This is a genomic window from Marinilactibacillus psychrotolerans (genome assembly GCF_900101525.1).
GTDB classification, from domain to species: Bacteria; Bacillota; Bacilli; order Lactobacillales; family Carnobacteriaceae_A; genus Marinilactibacillus; species Marinilactibacillus psychrotolerans.
The window spans coordinates 1-22,565 of the sequence record NZ_FMZD01000030.1; the positions used below are offsets into that span (position 1 = coordinate 1).

The window sequence follows — 22,565 nt, forward strand, 5'->3', positions numbered from 1 at the left end:
CGATGATAACTTTGACCTAATGCTAAAACTCTATCTGATGCTTTATTCATGGCTGTCGACAAACGGCTGTCCGTAGGATAATACTCTTTGAACTCTAATGCTTTTGACCATGCTTCTGACGCTGTATTGGCATTAATCGTTTGTTTATAGAGGCTACTTGAATACGGCATATTTTTCCCGTTTTCTGCCAAAGTCATCAACTTAGTTGACGAATCTCTAACAGCACTGCTTACCATAGGTTCATTAATTAAATTTTTATATAGTGTAATCGCACTGCTTAATTTTCCTGAGCGATGATAACTTTGACCTAATGCTAAAACTCTATCTGCAGCCCTATTTAAAGCATCTGAAATTCTTTTATCCTCAGGATAACTTTCTTTAAACTCTATTGCGGATACCCATGCTTCAGTTGCTGTCTTAGCATTTACTGTACTTTTATAAAGTTCATCTGCAGTTAAAGTCGTGGAAGAAACAAGTAATTTAGGTATCTGCTCTACTTGACTCTTATTACTATTCTTGTCCCCTTCTGTAGTAGAAGCAGTTTTCTTTTCATCATTATTTTCTGGAGAGTCAGTTGATTCTGTTTCTACAATTTTTACATTATTTTCATCTAGATTAAGAGATAAATTATTAATAATTTTTATAGTATTTTCTTGAAGAGGTATTTCTTCTATCATTTTAGACTTTAAAATACTTAATACTTCAACTAGGTTATCTGAAAGACTTTCATCATTCAAAAGGCCATTAACACGTTGTAAAGATTCAGAATCATAAGAATCGCTATATAAAAATAGTAATTCTAATATCTCTTTGGATATATTTTCATCTAATTGTAAACTGTTTAAATCAAAATTATTTACATTTAGCTTTTCTTCTTTTAATATATTCATGACACTGTCTGAGTAAATAAAATTTGCATCAGCTGCTTCAACTTTAATAGCATAAAAATCATTTAAAATAAAAGCACCTGAGGAAATTAAACTAGTTCCGATAAACAACTTTGCAATTATATTTTTATTAAATTTATTCATTAATAGTTTTATCCTTCCTATGATAGTTCATCTTAATTTACTTTTCAATTTAAGTATTGTTTTAAAATGAAGTGGTGTAATCAGCAAATATGCTAAATTTTTCATTGAAAAATTTGACTGCAGTGCCTTAAAAGAATATTTAAACGCTATAGTCTTTTGGTGATTCCTAAGTGCTACATTGGCAATACTAATATTAAAATTTGATTTCTGTATTTTTTTTTCTTGGCTAGAAAGTCCAGAAAATAATTCCACATATTTTTTGTTAATCAAATCTATCGCATTCTCATGTTTTTTTGTACTTGATGATATTTGTTTTTTTCCAGTAACATTATAATAATTCATCATTGCTTCTGGAACAAAACCTACCTTAGTATATTGGCAAATTCTTATCCAAAGATCATAGTCTTGTTTGGCAGGCATCTCTTCATCAAATACTCCAGATTTTTCTAATATATTTTTCTTGACCATGACATTTGGAGTTGCTCCAATAACATTATTAAGCAATATAGATTTTGATAAATCTCCGCTTTTCCCAGAAAGAGATTGATACTCTAAACCTTCATTAACATAAACTATATTAATACCTGTGTAAACTAATCCAATATTATCATCAGACTCAAAAACTTTTAGTTGTGCTTCTATTTTTCTAGGTAACCATTCATCATCATCGTCCAAAAAAGCAATATATTCTGAATGTGAAGCTTTGATCCCTAAATTTCTAGCGTAATTTGCACCCTTTGCTTGCTTATATGTTATATAATTAACTTTATGATTTTCCCTTTCTAATTTTTTCATAGCTTCGTCCGTAGTATCAGAAGATCCATCTGATACTACTATAATTTCTAAATCTTTATATGTCTGATTTAATACACTATTTATAGATTTAAAAAGTAAATCCCCTCTATTATGAGTAGGAATAACCACACTTACACTCATTTCATAATCTTCCTTTCCAAGCTATGATTTAAATTTTTCTTTTTTGAATACAATACAATAAATAGTATCAAGAGATAAAATAGAGGAGTTAAATATCCTCCTTTTTGAAAATTTAGAACCAATAAAGTAATTCCAATTCCAAAATTGATAGTTAAAATTTTAAAGGTAAAGAAAATATATAATAAAAATGAGATTAATCCTAAGTCTGAAAGTATATATGCATAAATATTTTGTATAGGAGGTGTATGACCTAATCCATTTCCTAATAAAATCCAATCAAGATTAACATACTCCCAACTGCTGATTAACCTGTTAATTGAAGAGTTGTCAGAGCCATTTAAAATTTCTATAGTGCGTTGAACTATACCTACATATATAAAATCTTTGAAAATTAACAAAACTAGCATAACTATGAGTAGTAATAATCCCATTTTTTTATTAAAAATCTCATTTTTAAGGTTTCTAAAACTTAAAGCAATTTTTAATAACATCAAGACCAATGCTACTGCAATAGATGCATACGAGAATGTAAGAATTATCCCAATAATCAGAATCAAATTAAAATACTTAGATATATTTTTTTTGCAAATGCTAAAAAAATTCAAACCAAGAACCATATTTAAAAAGTATCCAAAATGTGCAGGTTCAGCAAAAATACTTCTAGTTCTAATTAAATATGTAGTTCCTCTTAAGGTATAACTAGATCTATCAGATCTTGTTAGGGTCCAAAAAAAATTATAAGGAAGTTTTATGTCGTTCATGATAATGACAGTTATATATACTCCTATAATTATTGTTATTACAGAAATTACATTTAAGACTATTAATTGCTCTTTTAACAAAATCTTTTCTGAAAAGAATTTATATAAATACAGACTAACAATGCAATAAAAAGAGAATTTGATAAAGTTGTATGTGAAGACTTTCAATGAGAAAGAATCATTAAGTAATAAATTAATTATATTTATTAGAAAAACAAAACTTTCCAATGAAATTAATCTTATGATATCTTTTTTTTCTAATCTTATTTTAGAAAGAATAACAATTAATAAAAATATTATTCCGAAGATGAAATCACTAACTGTGAAAAGAGAAATCATCCAGTCTGATACTACACAAGAAACGCCTACCAATATTAGTATCAACCAATTCAATGTTTTATTATCTTCTAATTTGATTTGTGGTTGTTTTTGTTCTAATAACAATATTTTTAACCCACTTTCAATTTATGAAAAAAATCTTCTTACAATAGCATTGAAAATATAATTTAAAAAATAATAACTTGCTCTTATAAAAGAAAGTTTTTCTATATTTCTATAAGTATTCCAAGTTCTTTTAATAGCACCAAATTTGTTAGCTGAGATTGAGTTTTCTACTAACCTATAGGATCCTAAAACCTCATCTAGTAACATTGCAAATTGATAATGTCTTAAAATTTTTAACCACGTAGCCGTATCTTGGCCTTTTCTAACATTTGGCATTGTAAATTCCCCAATTATTGAACGATCAATAATTACTGAAGAGCAAGCTATTGCAGTATTTTTCAAAAGCATTTTATAATCTAACTTATTTGGAATTTTCATAGAAGCTTTAAGAACTTCTCCATTTTCTGATATCATTTCATAATTTGTAAATGTAAACCCAAAATTATTTTGTTCCATAAATTTTATCTGTTTTTCTAATTTGTTCTCTTTCCATAAATCATCACTATCAATAAAAGCTATATATTGGCCTTCAGACACTTTAAGTCCTTTATTCCTTGAAACAGCCGCTCCAGAATTATTATCTAATTCATAAAGTTTAATTCTACTATCTTTGCAAATGAATTCTTCAATTATATTTTTACTATTATCTGTTGAACAATCATCAATTAAGATTATCTCATAATTTTCGTAAGTCTGATTTAAAATTGATTGAATAGTCTGACTTAAAAATTTTTCTGCATTATAAACTGGTATAATAACCGAAACTTTTCCTTTATCCATAATTCTCTCCTCACAAAACTATATTAACACTAAATTGCATGTGATTTAGCCTAATATTATGACAATTTGTTACATTATATAATATAACAAATTTGTAATATTTAAAATTTAAACAAAAAACAGTTAATCTACTTGAAAAAATAGACTAACCGATTTTGTCAATATACTATTTAAAAATTTCGACAGTATCTGGTATTCTTCCAATTATATTCTCTTCTTCTAAACCTTTTGAAGAAACTTTATCAAATAAAATCTTAATTGTTTGAAGTAAAATTTTAATATCTAAAATAAATGTATATTTTTTGATATAGACTAAATCAAAGTTTAACTTACTATTAAAGTCTGTTGCGTATTTTCCATAAACTTGTGCGTACCCTGTTATACCGGCTCTCACATTATGGCGCAGATAGTAATAGGGATTTTCTTTATTGAATTGGTCTACAAAAAATGGTCTTTCCGGTCTGGGACCGACTAATGACATATCTCCCTTTAATACATTAATCAACTGGGGTAATTCATCAATTCTTAAAGAACGTAAATATTTACCGATTGTCGTAACTCTTGCATCGTTCGCTGTAGCTAAGACTGGTCCAGAATCCTTTTCTGCTGTAGCACTCATTGTGCGGAATTTCAATATGTTAAATTCTCGCTGATCTTTAGTTATTCTAATTTGTTTATAAAAAACTGGACCTTTTGATGTTGCCTTAATGAGAAACCCTGTAATCAGCATAATTGGTGATGCAATAATCGTGAGTACTAATGAAACAGCAATATCTACCATTCTTTTAATTAAGTCATCTTCTGGAGGAATCTGGAAATTTGACACCTCAATGACACTTTCATCTTCAATGCTCATCATATTTGGATTAACCAATATCATGTTTTCAAAGCTAGTATTTAAAAACAGTTTTGTCTTATTTCTGATTAACATATCGTAAATTTTAGTCTTTTCGTCATCTTTTATGTGACCTGCTAAATAAACAATATCAACGGAATCCATATTTTTCTTTATGTTCTCGTAAAAATTATCAACCACTGCTTTTGTAATTACATGTCTTTTATTTTTAGAACTTTCAAAGTTATGAATAGCTTTTTTACAGTTTTTTTCTGAGCCAACTACCATCACTTTTTTTGTTCCATCAATTCGTTCATATAATTTAAAGATTAACATTCTCCACGTGAATAAAAGCACTGTACTAACAACAAAACTTATTAAGATAATCGTTCTAGGAAACGCAAACCACCTACCTACAAAAGTCATTGCCATTATGAACACTGACATTAAAAGTTGAATGATAATTGTTAAATATAAGAAATCTGTTTTTTGCTTGTTATATAAAACATAGATCCCAAATAAAATATTTAATAGGATAAAACCAATGTAAATAAATATATCCGCCTCTTTAAAAGCCTGGTAATTTCTTTCTGGTAATTCCCAATTATATCTCAGTAAAAAAGACAATAGAATAGCAAAATGATAAATAATAACATCGACTATTCCGATTACAATTTTTTTTGTTCGATCAAACCCGCTTGATTGTGCCACCGTGAAACCTCCTAGAAACATTCTTTAATTATTACTAAAATATTCATGAATTTTTTTTACTATTCTTCTACTAGCTGTACCATCTCCATAAGGATTAATAGCCTTGGACATTTTATCGTATAACTTCTGATCATTCAACAGACCGTTTATCGAGTGGAAAACCATTTCTTGTTCTGTACCGACAACTTTCAATGTGCCAGCTTCTAGGCCTTCAGGTCGCTCTGTTTTGTCTCTTAAGACGAGTACAGGAATATCAAAAGCTGGTGCTTCCTCTTGTAATCCACCAGAATCAGTTAATACCATATAAGCTCTGGCGATTACTTTATGGAACAAGTCAACTTCTAATGGTTTAACTAATAAAATTCTATCCTGATTTCCAAGCAGTTCTTTTACAAGTTTTTGAACAGCCGGACTTAAATGCACTGGCATTACGACTGCTAAATCTTTATGTTCATCAACGATTCTTTTAACTGCCTTAAAAACATTCCTCATAGGCTCACCATGGTTTTCTCTTCTATGCATAGTTAAGAGAATCCATTTTTTGTCAGGCGTCATTTTATCTAACAATGGATGTTCCACCTCTAAAGTTTTTGTATACATGATTGCATCAATTGCCGTATTGCCTGTTACGAAAATATTAGTTTCTGGTTTATTTTCATTAAGTAAATTCTTCTTAGTTAGTTCAGTTGGCACAAAGAAAAAGTCTGCTAAATTATCAATCAACTGACGATTTGCCTCTTCAGGAAAAGGAAAATACTTATCATACGTTCTTAGTCCGGCTTCTACATGTCCAATTGGTATTTGTTGATAATAAGCTGCTAAAGCTGCCGCAAAACTTGTCGTTGTATCTCCATGTACTAAGACGATATCCGGTAGTTCTTTCAAGAAAATATCTTCCAAACCTTTCATTACACTAATCGTAATCTCAGAAAGTGATTGATTTTTTTTCATGACATTCAAATCGTATGTGGGCTTGATTTTAAATACTTTGAGTACCTGGTCCAACATTTCACGATGCTGTGCTGTAACAATTACTTGTGTCTCGAAATTATGGTTGTTCTTTTCTAATTCTTTGATTACCGGTGCCATTTTAATGGCTTCAGGTCGAGTGCCAAATACGACTGCTATTTTTTTTCTATCCATTATATTAAACGTCCTTTTACAATTTAAGTAATAAACTTTATTTCTTTTTTAAGCTTTTCTATATGAAAACATTCAACATGTATTTTACCATAAAAAAAACCTAAAAAGATATGAAGTTTTTATTAAACTCCTTTTGCTTTATAGGCTATTTTAGATATTTTGTTCTTAATCTCGAAATCTGTATTCTAAATCGGTCTTTTGCCGTAATAGATGTTATATTTTTTAATTGTTTTTTCAATCCTGTATCAACCGGACTTTGTAACAATCCGTTATAAATAGAAAGTAACTGTCGCTTCAAAAAATCTTTCTGCTGCTGGTTATATTGTGATGAAATATACTCTTCTTCCATCAACTGAAAGACTTTAAGATAAGATTGAAACGATCGTTGTTTATGTTCTAGTGTACTCTCTGTCATGGTTGATGCTGCTCTATATCTGCGGTGATAATAAAATTGATTGATATAAGCCATTTTTTTAGTATGCAAGAATACTAGAGTTGAGAAATATTCATCCTCATGAAGAATCCCCTCCGGAAACCTAATTCTATTCTCAATCAATAGAGACCTTTTAACCAGATATAAGCAAGGTGATGCGGAGTATGATTTTTGAATTTTAGGTAAGATTTCTGGCGCAATGTAAATTTCGTTTTCTTCTAACACTTCAGAAAAATCATAGTCACCAAGTTTTTTGGGAGTCGCCTTACCATCAAAAAATGATTGTCCGTTAAACCTGACTATCTCAGCCTTTGTTTCAATCGCTTTTTGCACTAATCCCCTGACAGCTTCAGGTTCAATCCAGTCATCTGAATCTACAAACAGAATATAGTCACCTGTGGCCTGATTTATCCCTTGATTTCTGACAGCCCCTTGACCTTGATTAATTGGATTCACCGTAATGTGAGCTTTATCGTTAAATTGCTGCAACAGATATGATGTAGCATCTGTTGATCCGTCATCGATCAGGATTATTTCGGTATTAGGATAAGTTTGATTTAGAATCGATTCGACACTTTCTTCAATATATCTTTCCACATTATAAGTCGGTATGATAATGGATACTAGTGGTTCTGTCATACAATTCTCCTTATTTATCTACTAATTGTTTGTTTCCTTTCAGCTCAGCCTTAATCCGCTTAAACTCTCCAGTAATGACTAGTCCAACGAACCAGACAATCATAAAAATACTCCCTTTAATCATTAAGTTGAAGAAAGGCAGAAAAGGAAATACTGGTAAGAAATAAAACACTACAAGCTGCATTACAGCTAGAATCAACGGATTAATCATAACTTTAGCAAATTCCAGTAAACTTGAATGGAATAGTTTGACCATCAAGAGGTAGTTCGCCTGAATAAAGTTCAGAGAAAATGCGATAACTAGAAACAGCGCAACGTACTCTATTCTACCTAGTAAAATTCCAGTAACAATTCCAGTAATATTCAATACAGTAGACAATATGCCGGATAATAAAAGTAAGTCTGTTCGATTTCCTGACTGAAAGACTCCACCCGTTGAAGATAGAATCATTTGAATCCATACCGATAACGCTAATATCTGCAGTGAAGCAACACTTCCATACCATTCATTTCCAAATAAAAATAAAATGACATCTTCAGAAGAGAAGAAAAGAAAAACAGACAATGGGATTCCGATCAAAGCGAGCAGATTGGAAAGTCTTAAGTAAACTTGTTTGATTTTTTCGGTTTGATCAACATAATCTGACATAATCGGATGGATAACTGATGTGATCAAACTAGTCAGGACTTGATTAGGATACAATGAAACCGTATAGGCTTTGTCATAGTACCCTAAAGCACTTTGCGAGATCGTTCCTCCGATTAGTAGATTATCCAGGTTTCTAGAAAAGTAATTGATGAAATTAAATAAAAACTGATTTTTTGAGAAATAATAGATTTTTTTTAATGGTGCTGTATCTAATTTAAATTTCACGCTGGTTCCAGTTTTGATATAAAATACAATAAACAAAGTCATCGCTTTAGCGGTATTACCCAGGACAATGGAATAATAACTGAATCCTAACAAAGCAAGTACAATAGATACCACCCCGGAAACGATTGCACTTCCGACTGTTGTGAAATTGACCATTCTAAAATTCTTTTCTCTAAGTAATAAAGATTGCGGTACGACAAGTACACCATAGAAAAATACGCATATTCCAAGTACCATGCTTAATGGTATAAATACATCATTCCCATAGAACCAGCTGATTGGATAGCCTAGAAAAACAAATAAAATCCCTAATGCGATCGAAAGATATAAGCTAAAACCAAATATCGAATTGATTTCTGATCTTTTCAACTCTTTATTTTGTATAATGGCTGGTCCAATCCCAATATCAGCAAGCAGCTGAAAGAATATGAGGAATACATTGACAGTGGCTACAATTCCATATTCATCAGGAGATAAGATTCTTGCTAAGACTGCTTGAACACCTAATTGCACTGCAACTACTGCATATTTTCCCATTGCAGTATATAATATAGCTTTCTTAAATTGTTCAAACATTCTTTATTGTCTCCTAGCTTTTTAAAATCTTGTTTTCAATTTACGATGTGAAAAACCGTTTCATCTTATTGAAGAGTTTTCCGTAATTATTTGCTGAAGCATTGCGTTTTTCCATCAGTTGAATCGCCATAAGATATTTACCTTTTTGAACACGTTGTTGTAATACATACTGAAAAGGATTGGATTCTTTACGGTCCTGCTGGATTACAAATCGATTGATATTTTCTTCTTCGCAAATTGTTTTGATCCATTCGACTTTTTCTTCTGTTGTCATAGGACAATCTGGATGAGCGATATTCGCTAGTTCTAAGTACACTGGATGCCAGAATTCCCGCTTCAATAAATCATTGAATTCCGTCTCCATTCCCCAATGTTCGATCAGATTTTTGAATTGTAATGCAATATTCAGTTCCATCATAAATCGATCGTCTCGGTAGCGATTGACAGCAGACCCATCATGGGTAACATAGTGATAATATGCTTTACGGTTAAAGGCAACATTTTGAATATCTCTATAAACACTAATGTTAAACAAAGCATCTTGTCCAAGTTTCTGATTCGTAAATCTAATTTTATGTTCTCTCAAGTATTGTCTACGGTACAGTTTATTCCATAGAGAATAAGGAGAAAAGTGATGAAAGTTTCTAAAGTGTTTTTTAAATCCATCTTGCGTATAGAAATGTGGTTGTCTAGGCAAAAGTGTTTCGCGATCTTCTGGTTTACCCTCAACTTCTCTCGTATAACCAAAAACGACTAGATCAGCTTGCTTTTCTTCAGCTAGTCTGACGTTATCAGCTAGAAGTGTTGGCTTGAAATAATCATCTGGATCGGCAAAATAAATATATTTCCCCTTTGCTTGTCTTAGTCCAGCGTTTCTTGCCATCCCTGAACCTTGGTTTTTCTGATGAATGACTTGGATCAATAAAGGTTCTTCTTCCACAAACTGATCACAAATCAATCCTGAATCATCTGTAGAACCGTCGTTTACTAAAATTAATTCGAAGTCCATTTTCGTCTGATTCAAGACAGACTGAATAGCCCTCGGCAAATGAGCTGAGACGTTATAAACCGGCATAATAATGGATACTTCAAACATAATATTGGAGCTCCTAACTATAGACTTATTTTACTCGTACAATAATCTAATATATTATAACACAGCCTGTCTTATCAATTATAAAAATTTCAATAAAAATTCATAACAAAATAAAACAAGCTGGCAACTTTTAAATTTCGCTAACTTACCTCTTTTGAAATGAAGTTGGATTATCTAGAATTCAAATGGACTTATTTAACATGTAAAGGTCTTTAAAAGCTTTTATTATCTCTACATTTTTATTCATCAATTTTGATTATTGATTTTTATTATCTGCGTTAGCTTACCAACTACTAACTTTTTAACAGAACTATTCTTTGACTCGAACAAAGAAAGCCATAAGACCGAATAAGGCAAACAAACCAAAGGTAAATGGGTAAGAAATCATTTCGATCATCATTCCAGCTACAGTAGAGCCGATCGTTTGTCCGATTCCTAAACAGAAAAAAGACAGACTCACTCCAACAAATGGTGTATCCGAAAATCTTTTGGTGCCCCAAACCAGTAAAAGCCCCGTTATCGCAATATAAGCTATTCCAAAAAAGACAGCAGCAGTATAGCTCATGATTCTAGATGGGAAAATAATCAACGCTATGGAGAGAATAAGCAGCGATAAAAATAAGCGGAATGAAAAGTTCAATCCTTTCATTACAATAACTTTCCCTACAATCCCACCAGCTATTCCCGCAATGCCCATCAATATCCAAAATAACACACTCTCTTGATTAGAAAAACCATGTTCTGCTGTAAGATAACTCCTGGAAAAGGTCCAGAATACAGAACTGCTGAATCCAACAATCATGGAGTCTATAATGATACGAAGACCATTTTTTATAATTTTCTGAAATGCTGGTATCCTTTTTTCTGAACTTTCCTGACTGGTTTCTGGATTTGGTATAACCATTGAATTCCAGATCAGAGTAGCAAAAGCAAGTAAGGCAAAGAATAAAAAAGCATTCCTCCAATATTCTGCAAAGAATAAAGCAATGGGACCGGAAATTATGATCCCAAAAGTTGTTCCGCTATTTATCCAGCTATTTCCTTGATCTTTCTGGTCTTCTGGAAATGAGCGATCGACTAATTTGCTGAAGGCTGGTGAACTCCAGCCACTTCCTAGTCCTGCAGTAAACATGCTTACTCCAAGTAGAAAATAATTTGCTGATAGAGCTATACCTAATAATCCTATTACTGCACTCAGTCCAGCTAGTTGTGTGACTTTTAGCGGTCCGAATTTATCAATAAAGATATTTGAACAAATCAAAGCTATGGAGTATGAGATATACCCAAGCGTTCCTATTAGTCCGGCTTCACTCTCTGAGAGATTAAGAGAGTCTGAAATATAAGGTAAAAACAGTCCATAACTAAATCTGGCAAAAGCATAATTTACAGCAATCATTGCTGCTCCTGGAGCAATTAATTTAAACATAACACACCTCTTATTTATATAGAACGATCATTCTATTTTATTTTAAAAAATAAGCTGAAACGCCTTGATTAACTTATTTATTGAAAAGTAAGTTTAGCGTTTCAACTAGTTCTTTCTCTACCGTTTCTATCTCTGTTGTTTCTACTAGCGCTGTAGCCCCTTCAATCTGAATAGCTAAGCGAATAGCCTCTTGCTCTGAAAACCCAAGCTGTTTGTAAAAAGAGAGCATATTTCTTTTATGCAGATCCACTCGATTTATAATATCTGGATTAACCTGATCGTATTCTTCTTTTGCCCGTAAAAATAGACAGCCTTGCGAATTCTTTTTTAACCAATTCATATTTGCTAGCGCAATCGTACATGCCGTTTCATATTTAGACTGTTGCCTTTTATCATTTAGCGCATTTTTAAGATACTCCATATATCTAATTTCTCGTTGATCCAAAATTTGGATAATCAAATTCTCTTTTGATCCAAAATGATTGTATAAGGTCATAATGGATACTTTTGCTTGTGATACAATCTTTTTTATCCCCACTGCATGAAAACCATGCTGGTAAAATAAGGTTTCTGCATTATCTAGAATGTTTTGGCTTTTTGAATCCATTTGAGCACTCCTTTCTGGATAGAACGATCATTCTATTTTCATTATACATAAAAACTTATTTAATAAAAGTATTTGCTTTTTTATTTTTTGGTTGTCTTTGTTGTCTATTCATATTGGATTAATTCATGCAGGATTTAATGGAATGTGTTAAAATGACCTAGAAGTTAAAAAGATCACAAACGTTATACATAAAAATAGAAGGAGCGATTTTATGGCTATTTTAGTAACTGGCGGTGCTGGGTATATCGGCTCTCACACTGTTATCGAGCTTTTGAATGAAGGTCATGAGGTGGTCATTGTTGATGACTATTCCAACTCAAAACCTGAAGTACTGAACCGCATTAAAGAATTATCAGGAAAAGACTTTGTATTCCATGAAGTAGATGTTACAGATCAGGATGCTTTGAAAGAAGTGTTCAAGCAACATGATCTTGAAGCGGTTATTCACTTTGCCGGTTATAAAGCTGTAGGTGAATCAGTGGCTAAACCATTGATGTACTACCGTAATAATTTAAATAGTACGATTGTTTTAATGGAATTAATGAATGAATTTGATGTGAAAAATATGGTCTTCAGTTCCAGCGCGACCGTTTATGGTATGAACAATGAAGCACCTTTTACAGAAGATATGCCTTTGTCTACAACCAACCCCTATGGCACAACTAAATTATTCATCGAACAGTTTATTCAAGACCAAGTAGCAGCTGATCCTTCTTGGAGTGCAGCACTGCTTCGTTATTTCAATCCCATCGGTGCCCACCAATCAGGGCGTATCGGTGAAGATCCTAACGATATCCCGAACAACTTGATGCCCTACATTACACAAGTAGCGGTAGGTAAACTTGAAAAACTGTCTGTATACGGAGACGATTATGATACACCTGACGGTACTGGAGTGAGAGATTACATCCACGTTGTCGATCTAGCTAAAGGACATATCAAAGCGCTTGAGAGTGTACTTGAAACTAGAGGTGTTGAAGCGTATAACTTAGGAACAGGCGTTGGTTACTCTGTGCTTGATGTAGTAAAAGCGTTTGAAACAGCGAACAATGTCGAGATTCCTTACCAAATTGTTGACCGTCGACCTGGAGATATAGGATCTGGTTATGCCGATGCAACTAAAGCACATAAAGTCCTAGACTGGGCAGCTGAACTGGGTATCGAAGATATGTGTCGCGACTCTTGGAACTGGCAAAATTCAAACCCTAACGGATACGCATAAAATGAACTAATCGAAAATTCAAAAGGTAGCCAACCGGTGATGATTATCGGTTTGCTACCTTTTATTCTTTCTCTTTAATAATTTTCATTTCAGCGTCTTTTAGTCAAATAAGTAATCGTCTGTCATGTCAGCGAATGGATTATGGTCAAAGTTGCCTGAGTTATCTCTTTGGTGGATAAGGCTTTCGGGTCCTGAATAGAGATTGCTAGAAAATTCATCATTAAAATAGTCTACTTCGCCTGCGCTATTATCAGATACACCTTGATTCTTTTCGTTCATGTTTTTTGTCCTCCTGTTAATGTATGACCTTTGATGCGTTATAGTTTTACTTCAGCCTAATTTTCCAATCAATTATTTCTGTAACTAATATAACACATGCATTCAAAATCGTACTAATAATATACCTTGAAGAAACAAAAATTTATGTATTCTGATTGTCCACTCTTTATTTTTGTTGTATTCTTAACATTTAGCTACACAAATAAGGTACACGCAGCTTTCGCATGTACCTTATTTAAAGATTAGTCCTTTACTAATATCTAACCGTCTATCTATTTGATCGATAAACTCTATACTTTGAGGAAATATTTTCAATTCTGATTAATCCGTCCACATGAACAGGTTTGATTTGACCCGTTTTAGCAAACACTCCCCATATCTGGCGCAGTACCTGACCTTGACGATGAAATTTTCCCCAGGTTATTCCATCTAATATCGGAGATCCTTCCCACAGTTCCTCATTTTCGAAAATATACGGTATCTCAGAAGCATGTCCTCCAGCTAGTTGATTCCTTGGAGCTCCTCCGCTGATTTCATATTTATATCCACTTCCTCCAGCAAAGGCATGTCTTCTGGCAAAATTTTCCACTCCAGATTTATATATTTTCCTTGTCAAATATTTAATAGATACTTCAGATAAATACTTTCCAAAAATCGGCGTGTTGGTTAATTGATCCAAAACAGGAATATAGGGGACAAAAGGGGCTAGTTCGCGTTTATTATTGCCCACTAATATTCCTATGTGTGCGGCTGCTTTCTCCCATTCATGATCTAAATCTTCTTCATTTGGCAGAGGAAATTCTCCATACTGTACACCAAACGGCATAGAGGATTTCAGTCCAAATGGTTTTACGATCTCTTGAATACTCGCTTGAACTTCTGCTACTTTTTCTAAAGAGTCATCAACAGAGACCTTTTTCTTTTCTTCAAGCATAAGAGCTTTCATTTCTTTTGGAGCAGGCATTAGTCCAAATGGCGCACTTTGTATAATTACTTTATTGAATAGTCCTTCTGTTCCCTCTGAAATCATCAGATGAGCTGCGGCATCCCCTCCGGCTGATTCCCCAAATACAGTGATGTTTTCTGGGTTACCTCCAAATCCGGCTATATTTTGCTTAACCCACTTTAAGGCTTCAATCTGATCAAGCAACCCAAGATTTGCGGGGGTACTTTCTTCACTGCCTAAATATCCTAACAATCCTAATCGATAAGTTACGGTAACCACTATAACTTGTTCTTCACGTACTAAAACAGCGGGATCATAAATTGGATAGTCTCCAGCTCCCGTAACGTAAGATCCTCCATGTATCCATACCATAACAGGAAGATTGTCTGTTGCATCTGTATTGCTTGGTATGGTTACGGAAAGATACTGACAATGTTCATCTACTTTCATTTCTCTATAATCTTGATTTATAAGATAATCTGTAAATTCATCTTTAGGCTGTGGAGAAGCAGGTGACCATTCTGTTGCTTCTATTATTCCGTCAGCTTTTATTGATTTAGCAGTTGGCATTTCAAATCTTTCTGCCGTAGCATATTGAATACCGGTTGCTCTTAAAACGCCTTTTTTCTCATCGTTCCATCCTTTAATGGCACCAATTGGACACTTCCATATTGGATTTAAATTCGTCTCCTTCATTTACTAGCTCCTATATTATAATTTGTTGTTATTTACTATTATTTATTGTTGCTTACTGTCATTTACCGTTGCTATCGTATAACCCTTTTCTTCTGATTTTTCGTTTGCTCCCATTCAAGTTTAACCTGATTCAACCGATTAGTAAAATCTCAAATACCCTTTTCTCTAATATACGCTCTCTATATAACAAGATTGTCCGTTAGACACCTACAATGAAAAATATTGTTAAAAGCTAAATTGACTGCATCTTTCAATTAATCTACCTTATGCCTTATAAAATCGGCTTTTGTATCTACTCAAATGGTTATTTCATTTCAGTTGATACATAAGAGGCCTTTATATCCTACTCATTGGACTATTTCCATCTCAGTTACACGTAGAAGACAGTTACGTCCTACTCAGTCCACTATTTTCATTTCAGTTACACGCAGAAGCCAGTTACAGCTTACCCAGTCCACCATTTCCATCTCAGTTACACGTAGAAGCCAGTTTCGTCTTACTCAGTCCATTATTTCCATCTCAGTTACACGCAGAAGACAGTTTCGTCTTACTCAGTCCACTATTGCCATTTCAGTTACACGTAGAAGCCAGTTTCGTCTTACTCAGTCCACTTTTTCATCTCAGTTACACGCAGAAGACAGTTTCGTCTTACCCAGTCCACTATTTCCATCTCAGTTACACGTAGAAGACAGTTACGTCTTACTCAGTCCACTATTCCCATCTCAGTTGATACGTAAAAGCCACTTCTCTTCATTCTCAATAGACACGTTGACTGAGTATATATAAATGTCAATTAAATGCTTGAATTCTCTTGACAAATGAGTGACCATTCATATATACTCTAGTCATACATATGAATGGTTGTTCATCTGTTGAAAACGATTATTCAAAAATTTGACTAGAGGGTGTTTATTATGGAAACTCATCAACAGGCTAAAATAGCACATAATCATGCTGAACATGCGCATGATCACGGAAATATACCGGTCTTTCTTTTTTTCATTGGTTTAATTATCTATTTGATTGCATTGGTAGGTTCCTTTAATTATATATTAGAAGATATTTTCTTCGTCATTACGATGGTTACTGCTGGTTACCATGTGATGTTAGAAGGAGTAGGTGAAACGATTACCGAGTCGCTGCGCTTAAAAAGATTTCATCCGAATGTTCATATCTTAATGACGCTGGCTGCATTAGGAGCTGCGATCATTGGTGACTTTGACGAAGGTGCTTTGTTAATCTTGATTTTCGCTGGTGCTCATTTCCTTGAAGAATATGCAGAAGGTAAAAGCAAACGTGAAATCACTCATTTACTTGAAATGAACCCTACTGAAGCTAGACTCATTCTTCCTACAGGTGAAACTAAGTTAGTTAAAGTAGAAACATTGACTATTGGGGATCATTTGCAAGTCTTGCCTGGAGACAAGATTCCTACGGACGGCTCGATCATTGAAGGTTCTAGTGACATTGATGAAGCTTCTATCAGTGGTGAGAGTATTCCCCGAGAAAAAATTACTGGGGATGAAGTATTTGGTAGTACCATAAATGGTAAAGGTTCTTTCAAAATGGAAGTCACTAAAAATAATGAAGATACCGTATTTTCTAAAATTATTGAACTAGTCAATCAGTCACAGTCCAATCTATCTAAAACAGCTACCACAATCAAAAAATTAGAACCAGTCTATGTAACGATTGTAATGATAGTTGTTCCAGCTTTTATTTTACTCACACCATTTTTAGTTGGCTGGAGCTGGAATACTAGTTTTTATCGCGGAATGGTCATGTTAATATCAGCTTCACCTTGTGCTTTAGCTGCTAGTGCCGTCCCCACTACTCTTTCAGGTATTTCAAACTTGGCGAAACAAGGCGTCCTTTTTAAAGGGGGATCTTATCTTTCAAATTTAGCTAAAATTAAGGCTTGTGCATTCGATAAGACCGGAACACTGACTGAAGGAAAACCAGCTGTTACTGATCATTCCTTTATTAACAAAGAAAAAAGTGCATATTGGAAAAATATTATCGTAGCCATGGAGAAAAGTGCAAACCATCCACTAGCTGATGCTATACTAGATGCCTTTACCTCAGATTCTTCCATAAAAATAGATACAGAAAATGAAATCGGGAAAGGGTTAGTCGCTGAACATCAAGGAAAGGAATACCGCATTGGTAAACCTTCTACGTTTGAAAACGTCCCTGCAGAAATCGAAAAACAAAATGAAACATTAGCTAAAGCAGGAAAAACGGTTGTGTACTTTAGTGAGAATGACAGCGTGGTTGGACTGATCGCCATGATGGACTTACCAAATAAAGATGCTAAAAAAGTCATTCAATATTTTAAAGATCAAGGAATTCACACGGCTATGATTACTGGAGACTCAAAACTTACTGGAGAAGCTGTCGGTCAATTAATCGCAATTGATGAAGTGATTGGGAATGTGCTACCAGAAAATAAATCAGAAATTATTCATGCCTCTCAAAAACAATATGGTGAAACGGTGATGCTCGGTGATGGGATCAATGATGCACCTGCTCTAGTGGCATCAGATATTGGTTTCGCTATGGGGAACGGAACAGATGTTGCAATTGACGTAGCAGATGCTGTAATTATGCAAAATGATTTAACTAAGTTTCAATATGCTCATAAGGTTTCTAAAAAAGTTGACAAAGTTGTCTGGCAGAATATCTTGTTCTCTATGTTTATTGTTTTACTTTTAAATGGATTAAATTTAGTCGGTAAAATTGACATTGGTATTGGAGTGCTTGCTCACGAAGGAAGTACGCTGTTGGTTATTTTAAACGGTTTGAGATTGTTATTACCAGTCAAAGATTGATTCTATAAGATACAATAAAAAGCATGAAAAGCTAACTGATATATAGCTTTTCATGCTTTTTTCAGCATTCTTCTTTCGTATGGGTGACAACTTGATCTAATATTTTTAAGACGTGATCATCATCCAGACTATAGTAGACTGTCTTACCACTTCTTCTAGGTTTGACCAGTCGTTTTGCTTTTAACGTGCTCAACTGGTGTGAAATTGCTGATTGGTTCATATCTAGTGCTGCTGCTATCTCGCCCACACTTAACTCTCTATCATGTAATAGGAAGACGATCGAAAGCCTGGTTGGATCACTGATTGCTTTAAAAAATTGACTGACTAGTTGAATCGTGTTTTTATCTACTGCTGATGTTAAATGATCTTTCATTCGTTCTCTCCTCGATCCTTTATACAAAAATGATTATTCTTACGAATCATTTACCTATTTTTGAGTAAACCATAATCTGTCCGATTTGTCAAAACAGCTATTTTATTTTAGTTTGAAATCCTTGATAAATCAAGTATTTGATTGGTGGTAACTGATTCCATGAATATTGGCTTTTCAAGCCCCTACCTATCAAAAAGACTACAGAAAAAGATACCTCAGGAAGGTTTCATGCCCTCGCTGAGATATCTTCTCTACCTATTCTTTACTTGTATTCATTATCTTCGCTAACTAATTCTCTTTGTTCAATAATCTGTTTATACCATTTGCCTGATTTTTTTAATGAACGGCTGCGATCATTATCAAGATCTATTCTCACTAATCCATACCGATTTTTGAACGCGTTCATTGGTGAGACACAGTCTGTAAAGGCCCATAACATGTATCCTTCACAGCTAGAACCAGCTTCTACTGCTTTCAACAACCAGGATAAATGTTCACCGATAAAGTCAATGCGGTAATCGTCTTGAACCTCACCCGTATCGTTCATGAATTGTTCTTCTGCTTCGATTCCCATCCCATTCTCAGTAATGAGCCACGGAATGTTATCATATTCATTTTTAATACGCATAGCCATATCATACATTAATTTAGGATAAATCTCCCATCCACGAGATTTATTCATTCTGCGTCCTGGTAATTCAAACGTATCGTAATACATCTCTGGGTGGAAAGGCGCATTTTCATTCCATGCATGTTTCGGTGCTTGTACTCTTTTCGGGAAATATAAATTAATCCCTAGAAAATCAACCGTATTTTCTTTAATTACTTCTAACTCTTTTGCATCATGTTCAAAAAGAATATCGTGTTTCTTGAGTAAAGAAAGCAATTCCTCTGGGTAAACTCCTTTAACCGCAGGATCTAAAAATACTCGATTGTAGAATAAATCAAATAGGTGTGCTGCTTGCTGATCTGCTTTTGAAGTGGAACGGGCATAGGTCACTTCCGGATTCAATATCGTACCGATACGTCCTTCATATCCGGCGTTTTTGTATGCTGCAACGACTTTTGCTGTGGCTAATACTTTATGATGATTCCATTGCATCCACTTCGCTGTGTCTTGTTCATGCGGCCATCTGATCGCATCAAGATAAACCCTAGTTTGAACAACGACTGGTTCATTGAAGACAAACCAGCTCTTGACTCGGTCCCCAAAACGATCAAATGCTATCTTAGCATACTCAACAAACAATTCGACTACTTTCTTAGAACTCCAGCCATCATATTTTTCTAGTAAATAGGCAGGCAATTCATAATGTTCAAGACAGAGCATCGGTTCAACATTTGCTTTAATCAAAGCATTAATTACATTATTTACATGCTCAACGTACGCTTCATCAACGATCAGCTCTTCGTAATCTGTAAAGAATCTTGACCAGTTTATGCTGGTACGATAGTGTGTCAATCCGATCGCTTGCATATGGTCAATATCATCTTGATATTTTTCCATAAAATTTGTTGCTACATCTGGTCCATATCCTTCATGCCAAACAAAATTTTCTTTCTTATACCAAGCGTCTAGATAAGAATCTTGCCCTTCTTTTTTTCCTTGCCAGCCTTCAGTCTGCCAAGCAGATGATCCGGCTCCGAGTATGAAGTTTTCTGGAATTGTCTGTTTCATTTAATAAACCCCTTTTATACTTTTTCATTCTATTGATTAAATACTTATTCGTTTACTACTTCTTCTCCAAATTCTTCTTTTTCAATATCTTCTACCTTCGCTTCATTATTAGCTGCTCTAATAAATGGTAGATAGATTAGAACCGCAACTGCTATACATATAATCTGTGTAACCACGGCTCCCAAATCACCTGCTGTTGCTAGCCAAGCGCTGATAATCGGTGGCGTTGTCCATGGAATCATGACTACAGCTTTTCCTGCAAATCCAATTGTAGTCAGGAAGTAAGCGATCGTTCCTGTAACTAATGGCGTAATCACAAATGGAATAGCCATAATTGGATTTAATACAATTGGTAATCCGAAGATAACAGGTTCATTTACGTTGAACAAACCTGGTGCAAAGGAAAGTTTACCAATTGAGCGATAATCTTCTCGTTTGCTTCCGATAAACATAGCAATCAAAAGTCCAAGCGTTAAACCGGACCCACCTACAGTCATATAAATATCCCAGAAAGGCATATTAATTATGTTGGGAATTTCTTTTCCAGCTTCAAATGCTTTTGTATTCTCAGCAATTGCTGCTAGTAAAATTGGTTCACGAATGGGTTTGATAATTTGGTTTCCATGAATCCCGATGACCCAGAACAATTGGGAAACTAGCATCAAAATTAATATACCCGGCAATCCTTGTACTACGTTTTCTAATGGAGCTTGAACTAAGTTATAAATAATATCATAGATATGCACACCTGTTACAGCATTAATCAAGAAACCAATTGATGCGATTGCTACGATTGTAATCACTGTTGGAATCAACGCTGAGAAAGATCTCGAAACGTTTGTTGGAACAGAATCTGGCATCTTGATTTTCAATTTGTCTTGTTTTCCTAACCAAGTGTATAGTTCAATAGATCCGATTGCTACAATCATTCCTAAGAACAAACCGCTTGATCCTGTATATTCGCTAGAGATTACATCACTAACATTTACAGTTTCAGTATCATTAATGATTGCATCAATTGCTGTTGGAACAACCGCTATATAGGACAAAGCAGCTAATAGCCCTGGGAAATGACCATCTAGTTTATTCAGTTTACCCATTTCATTCCCAATAAGGAATACCGCACCTAATGCCATCATATCCATTGTCGCGTAATTGATCATTTGAGAGAGTGGTTTGAGATTTTCCAGCCAGCTCAGCCAACTGATCTGCGCTAATCCATTGGTACTATCAAATACCATACTAGAAAATAGCGTCGCAAAGGCTCCTGTGATAATAATAGGCAATAACAGCGTAAATGAATTTTTTATCGCAATAATATATTTATAGCTGTTAATTTTATACGCCACTTGATTTAATGCATTGATGAATCGATTGTTTTCCATCCTACATCCTCCTTGTTCTTCTCGTTTTGAAATTGCTTACAAAAGAAGTTTACCTTTTTATTTATAAAATGTAAAGTTAAATATAAAATTTGTAAATACAAATTTTATATTTTCTCGTTTGTCAAATTAAGCTAGACGGTTTCCAATCTGATACATGCTCATGAAAAACTTCTATAGGTGTTCTATAATCTAAAGACTTTCTAGGAATAGTATTCCTGTAGTTTGAAACAGAAGAAATAAAGGATTGATCGGTTTTATTAAAGTCCATCTGTTTTGGCAGTCCGTCACGTCGAAGCAATCCGTTAGATTGTTCATTCAGTCCACGCTGAGACGGACAACCAGGATCCGCAAAGAAAATAGAAATATCATGGTGGTTACTGACTGATCTCCAATTAGAGAACTCTTTTCCACAATCAAAAGTGATTGATTTAAAAGAATGGGAAGGGATACTGGAAAACCACTCAGATAATTTTTCTTCTATATCAGTTGCTTTGCGTCCTTCAGGTTTGAGTGTAAAAATGACTTTTGACAAGCGCTCAACCAGTGTAATAACAGCACTTTTGTGATGCTCTCCAATAATGGTATCCCCTTCAAGGTGACCAAATTCGTTCGTATAATGTGGATACGATAGGGCTCTATCCTGTAGGCTTCTCTTAAAGGCTTGTTTTCCTCTTTTCTCTTTATGGCCATTCGGTTTACGTTTGCCTTTCAGAGGCAAAGTCGTTTGATCAAGTAAAGAACTATCCTTGAATCTACGGTAAAGAGTTCGCATAGAGCACTTCAAATCAATTTCTTGTCTACCAATAATAACATCAGGTGTCCAACCAGATGCAACTTTGTCTTTAATGTAACGGATTTCTTTA

The 22,565-nt window shown here is 34.0% G+C and carries 19 protein-coding genes; 2 read left to right on the forward strand and 17 right to left on the reverse strand.

The features are described from left to right. The 11 genes from BLT22_RS11460 to BLT22_RS11510 form a co-directional block, all read right to left on the reverse strand. Positions 1-1,031 (reverse strand): hypothetical protein (locus BLT22_RS11460; RefSeq protein ID WP_218127280.1); only part of this gene is annotated, 1,031 nt, incomplete at its 3' end. A 27-nt stretch (positions 1,032-1,058) separates the two neighbouring features. Then, on the reverse strand, positions 1,059-1,967 hold the full coding sequence (locus BLT22_RS11465) for a glycosyltransferase family 2 protein (RefSeq protein ID WP_091763411.1): 909 nt from the start codon (positions 1,965-1,967) through the stop codon (positions 1,059-1,061). Then, entirely contained in the window at positions 1,964-3,172 is a 1,209-nt protein-coding gene (locus BLT22_RS11470; protein WP_091763413.1) for a hypothetical protein, read from the reverse strand. The genes BLT22_RS11465 and BLT22_RS11470 overlap by 4 nt, the downstream gene beginning before the upstream one ends. 21 nt (positions 3,173-3,193) lie before the next feature. Beyond that, on the reverse strand, positions 3,194-3,952 hold the full coding sequence (locus BLT22_RS11475; RefSeq protein WP_091763415.1) for a glycosyltransferase family 2 protein: 759 nt from the start codon (positions 3,950-3,952) through the stop codon (positions 3,194-3,196). Between the two features lie 166 nt (positions 3,953-4,118). Next, on the reverse strand, positions 4,119-5,498 hold the full coding sequence (locus BLT22_RS11480; RefSeq protein WP_236048912.1) for a sugar transferase: 1,380 nt from the start codon (positions 5,496-5,498) through the stop codon (positions 4,119-4,121). 24 nt (positions 5,499-5,522) lie between these two features. Further along, positions 5,523-6,641: a non-hydrolyzing UDP-N-acetylglucosamine 2-epimerase gene (wecB, locus tag BLT22_RS11485; RefSeq protein WP_091763419.1), complete on the reverse strand. Its 1,119-nt coding sequence runs from the start codon at positions 6,639-6,641 to the stop codon at positions 5,523-5,525. A 145-nt stretch (positions 6,642-6,786) separates the two neighbouring features. Next, positions 6,787-7,713 carry a glycosyltransferase family 2 protein gene (locus BLT22_RS11490; protein ID WP_091763421.1) on the reverse strand — a complete coding sequence of 309 codons (927 nt, stop codon included), beginning with the start codon at positions 7,711-7,713 and terminating at the stop codon, positions 6,787-6,789. Between the two features lie 10 nt (positions 7,714-7,723). Further along, positions 7,724-9,163 (reverse strand): lipopolysaccharide biosynthesis protein, encoded by a 1,440-nt coding sequence (locus BLT22_RS11495; protein WP_091763423.1) that lies wholly within the window; start codon positions 9,161-9,163, stop codon positions 7,724-7,726. Between the two features lie 40 nt (positions 9,164-9,203). Then, positions 9,204-10,259, reverse strand: coding sequence for a glycosyltransferase family 2 protein (locus BLT22_RS11500; protein ID WP_091763425.1), 1,056 nt, complete (start codon positions 10,257-10,259; stop codon positions 9,204-9,206). 310 nt (positions 10,260-10,569) lie between these two features. Next, positions 10,570-11,685, reverse strand: a complete 1,116-nt coding sequence (locus tag BLT22_RS11505) for an MFS transporter (protein WP_091763427.1) — start codon at positions 11,683-11,685, stop codon at positions 10,570-10,572. A 73-nt stretch (positions 11,686-11,758) separates the two neighbouring features. Next, a complete protein-coding gene (locus BLT22_RS11510) occupies positions 11,759-12,292 on the reverse strand; it encodes a TetR/AcrR family transcriptional regulator (protein ID WP_091763429.1) in 534 nt (177 codons plus the stop codon). Between the two features lie 211 nt (positions 12,293-12,503). Here BLT22_RS11510 and galE point away from each other — a divergent pair, with 211 nt between their 5' ends. Continuing rightward, a complete protein-coding gene (gene galE / locus BLT22_RS11515) occupies positions 12,504-13,514 on the forward strand; it encodes a UDP-glucose 4-epimerase GalE (RefSeq protein ID WP_091763431.1) in 1,011 nt (336 codons plus the stop codon). Positions 13,515-13,613: 99 nt separating this feature from the next. Here the strand turns inward: galE and BLT22_RS11520 are convergent, their stop codons facing one another. Both BLT22_RS11520 and BLT22_RS11525 read right to left on the reverse strand, forming a co-directional pair. Then, positions 13,614-13,793: a hypothetical protein gene (locus BLT22_RS11520; RefSeq protein WP_091763433.1), complete on the reverse strand. Its 180-nt coding sequence runs from the start codon at positions 13,791-13,793 to the stop codon at positions 13,614-13,616. A 268-nt stretch (positions 13,794-14,061) separates the two neighbouring features. Then, positions 14,062-15,435: a carboxylesterase family protein gene (locus BLT22_RS11525; RefSeq protein WP_091763436.1), complete on the reverse strand. Its 1,374-nt coding sequence runs from the start codon at positions 15,433-15,435 to the stop codon at positions 14,062-14,064. Between the two features lie 914 nt (positions 15,436-16,349). Here BLT22_RS11525 and BLT22_RS11530 point away from each other — a divergent pair. After that, the gene (locus BLT22_RS11530; protein ID WP_091763438.1) at positions 16,350-18,266 is read left to right on the forward strand and encodes a heavy metal translocating P-type ATPase; all 1,917 of its coding nucleotides are present in this window, start codon (positions 16,350-16,352) and stop codon (positions 18,264-18,266) included. Between the two features lie 61 nt (positions 18,267-18,327). Here the strand turns inward: BLT22_RS11530 and BLT22_RS11535 are convergent, their stop codons facing one another. The 4 genes from BLT22_RS11535 to BLT22_RS11550 all read right to left on the reverse strand — a co-directional run. Further along, entirely contained in the window at positions 18,328-18,639 is a 312-nt protein-coding gene (locus BLT22_RS11535; RefSeq protein WP_087059337.1) for an ArsR/SmtB family transcription factor, read from the reverse strand. A 262-nt stretch (positions 18,640-18,901) separates the two neighbouring features. Further along, positions 18,902-20,317 (reverse strand): glycoside hydrolase family 1 protein, encoded by a 1,416-nt coding sequence (locus BLT22_RS11540; RefSeq protein WP_091763439.1) that lies wholly within the window; start codon positions 20,315-20,317, stop codon positions 18,902-18,904. 44 nt (positions 20,318-20,361) lie between these two features. Next, complete coding sequence (locus BLT22_RS11545) at positions 20,362-21,702, reverse strand: PTS sugar transporter subunit IIC (protein WP_091763440.1); 1,341 nt, start codon at positions 21,700-21,702, stop codon at positions 20,362-20,364. A gap of 121 nt (positions 21,703-21,823) precedes the next feature. Continuing rightward, positions 21,824-22,565, reverse strand: a 742-nt coding sequence (locus BLT22_RS11550) for an IS30 family transposase (RefSeq protein WP_091763441.1), incomplete at its 5' end; no start/stop codon positions are given.

Coding starts and splice junctions, on each gene's coding strand:
- galE (WP_091763431.1), top strand. CDS start 12,504: ATGGCTATTTTAGTAACTGGCGGTGCTGGGTATATCGGCTCTCACACT.
- BLT22_RS11525 (WP_091763436.1), bottom strand. CDS start 15,435: ATGAAGGAGACGAATTTAAATCCAATATGGAAGTGTCCAATTGGTGCC.
- BLT22_RS11490 (WP_091763421.1), bottom strand. CDS start 7,713: ATGACAGAACCACTAGTATCCATTATCATACCGACTTATAATGTGGAA.
- BLT22_RS11530 (WP_091763438.1), top strand. CDS start 16,350: ATGGAAACTCATCAACAGGCTAAAATAGCACATAATCATGCTGAACAT.
- BLT22_RS11465 (WP_091763411.1), bottom strand. CDS start 1,967: ATGAGTGTAAGTGTGGTTATTCCTACTCATAATAGAGGGGATTTACTT.
- BLT22_RS11520 (WP_091763433.1), bottom strand. CDS start 13,793: ATGAACGAAAAGAATCAAGGTGTATCTGATAATAGCGCAGGCGAAGTA.
- BLT22_RS11540 (WP_091763439.1), bottom strand. CDS start 20,317: ATGAAACAGACAATTCCAGAAAACTTCATACTCGGAGCCGGATCATCT.
- BLT22_RS11500 (WP_091763425.1), bottom strand. CDS start 10,259: ATGTTTGAAGTATCCATTATTATGCCGGTTTATAACGTCTCAGCTCAT.
- wecB (WP_091763419.1), bottom strand. CDS start 6,641: ATGGATAGAAAAAAAATAGCAGTCGTATTTGGCACTCGACCTGAAGCC.
- BLT22_RS11545 (WP_091763440.1), bottom strand. CDS start 21,702: ATGGAAAACAATCGATTCATCAATGCATTAAATCAAGTGGCGTATAAA.
- BLT22_RS11535 (WP_087059337.1), bottom strand. CDS start 18,639: ATGAAAGATCATTTAACATCAGCAGTAGATAAAAACACGATTCAACTA.
- BLT22_RS11475 (WP_091763415.1), bottom strand. CDS start 3,952: ATGGATAAAGGAAAAGTTTCGGTTATTATACCAGTTTATAATGCAGAA.
- BLT22_RS11495 (WP_091763423.1), bottom strand. CDS start 9,163: ATGTTTGAACAATTTAAGAAAGCTATATTATATACTGCAATGGGAAAA.
- BLT22_RS11505 (WP_091763427.1), bottom strand. CDS start 11,685: ATGTTTAAATTAATTGCTCCAGGAGCAGCAATGATTGCTGTAAATTAT.
- BLT22_RS11510 (WP_091763429.1), bottom strand. CDS start 12,292: ATGGATTCAAAAAGCCAAAACATTCTAGATAATGCAGAAACCTTATTT.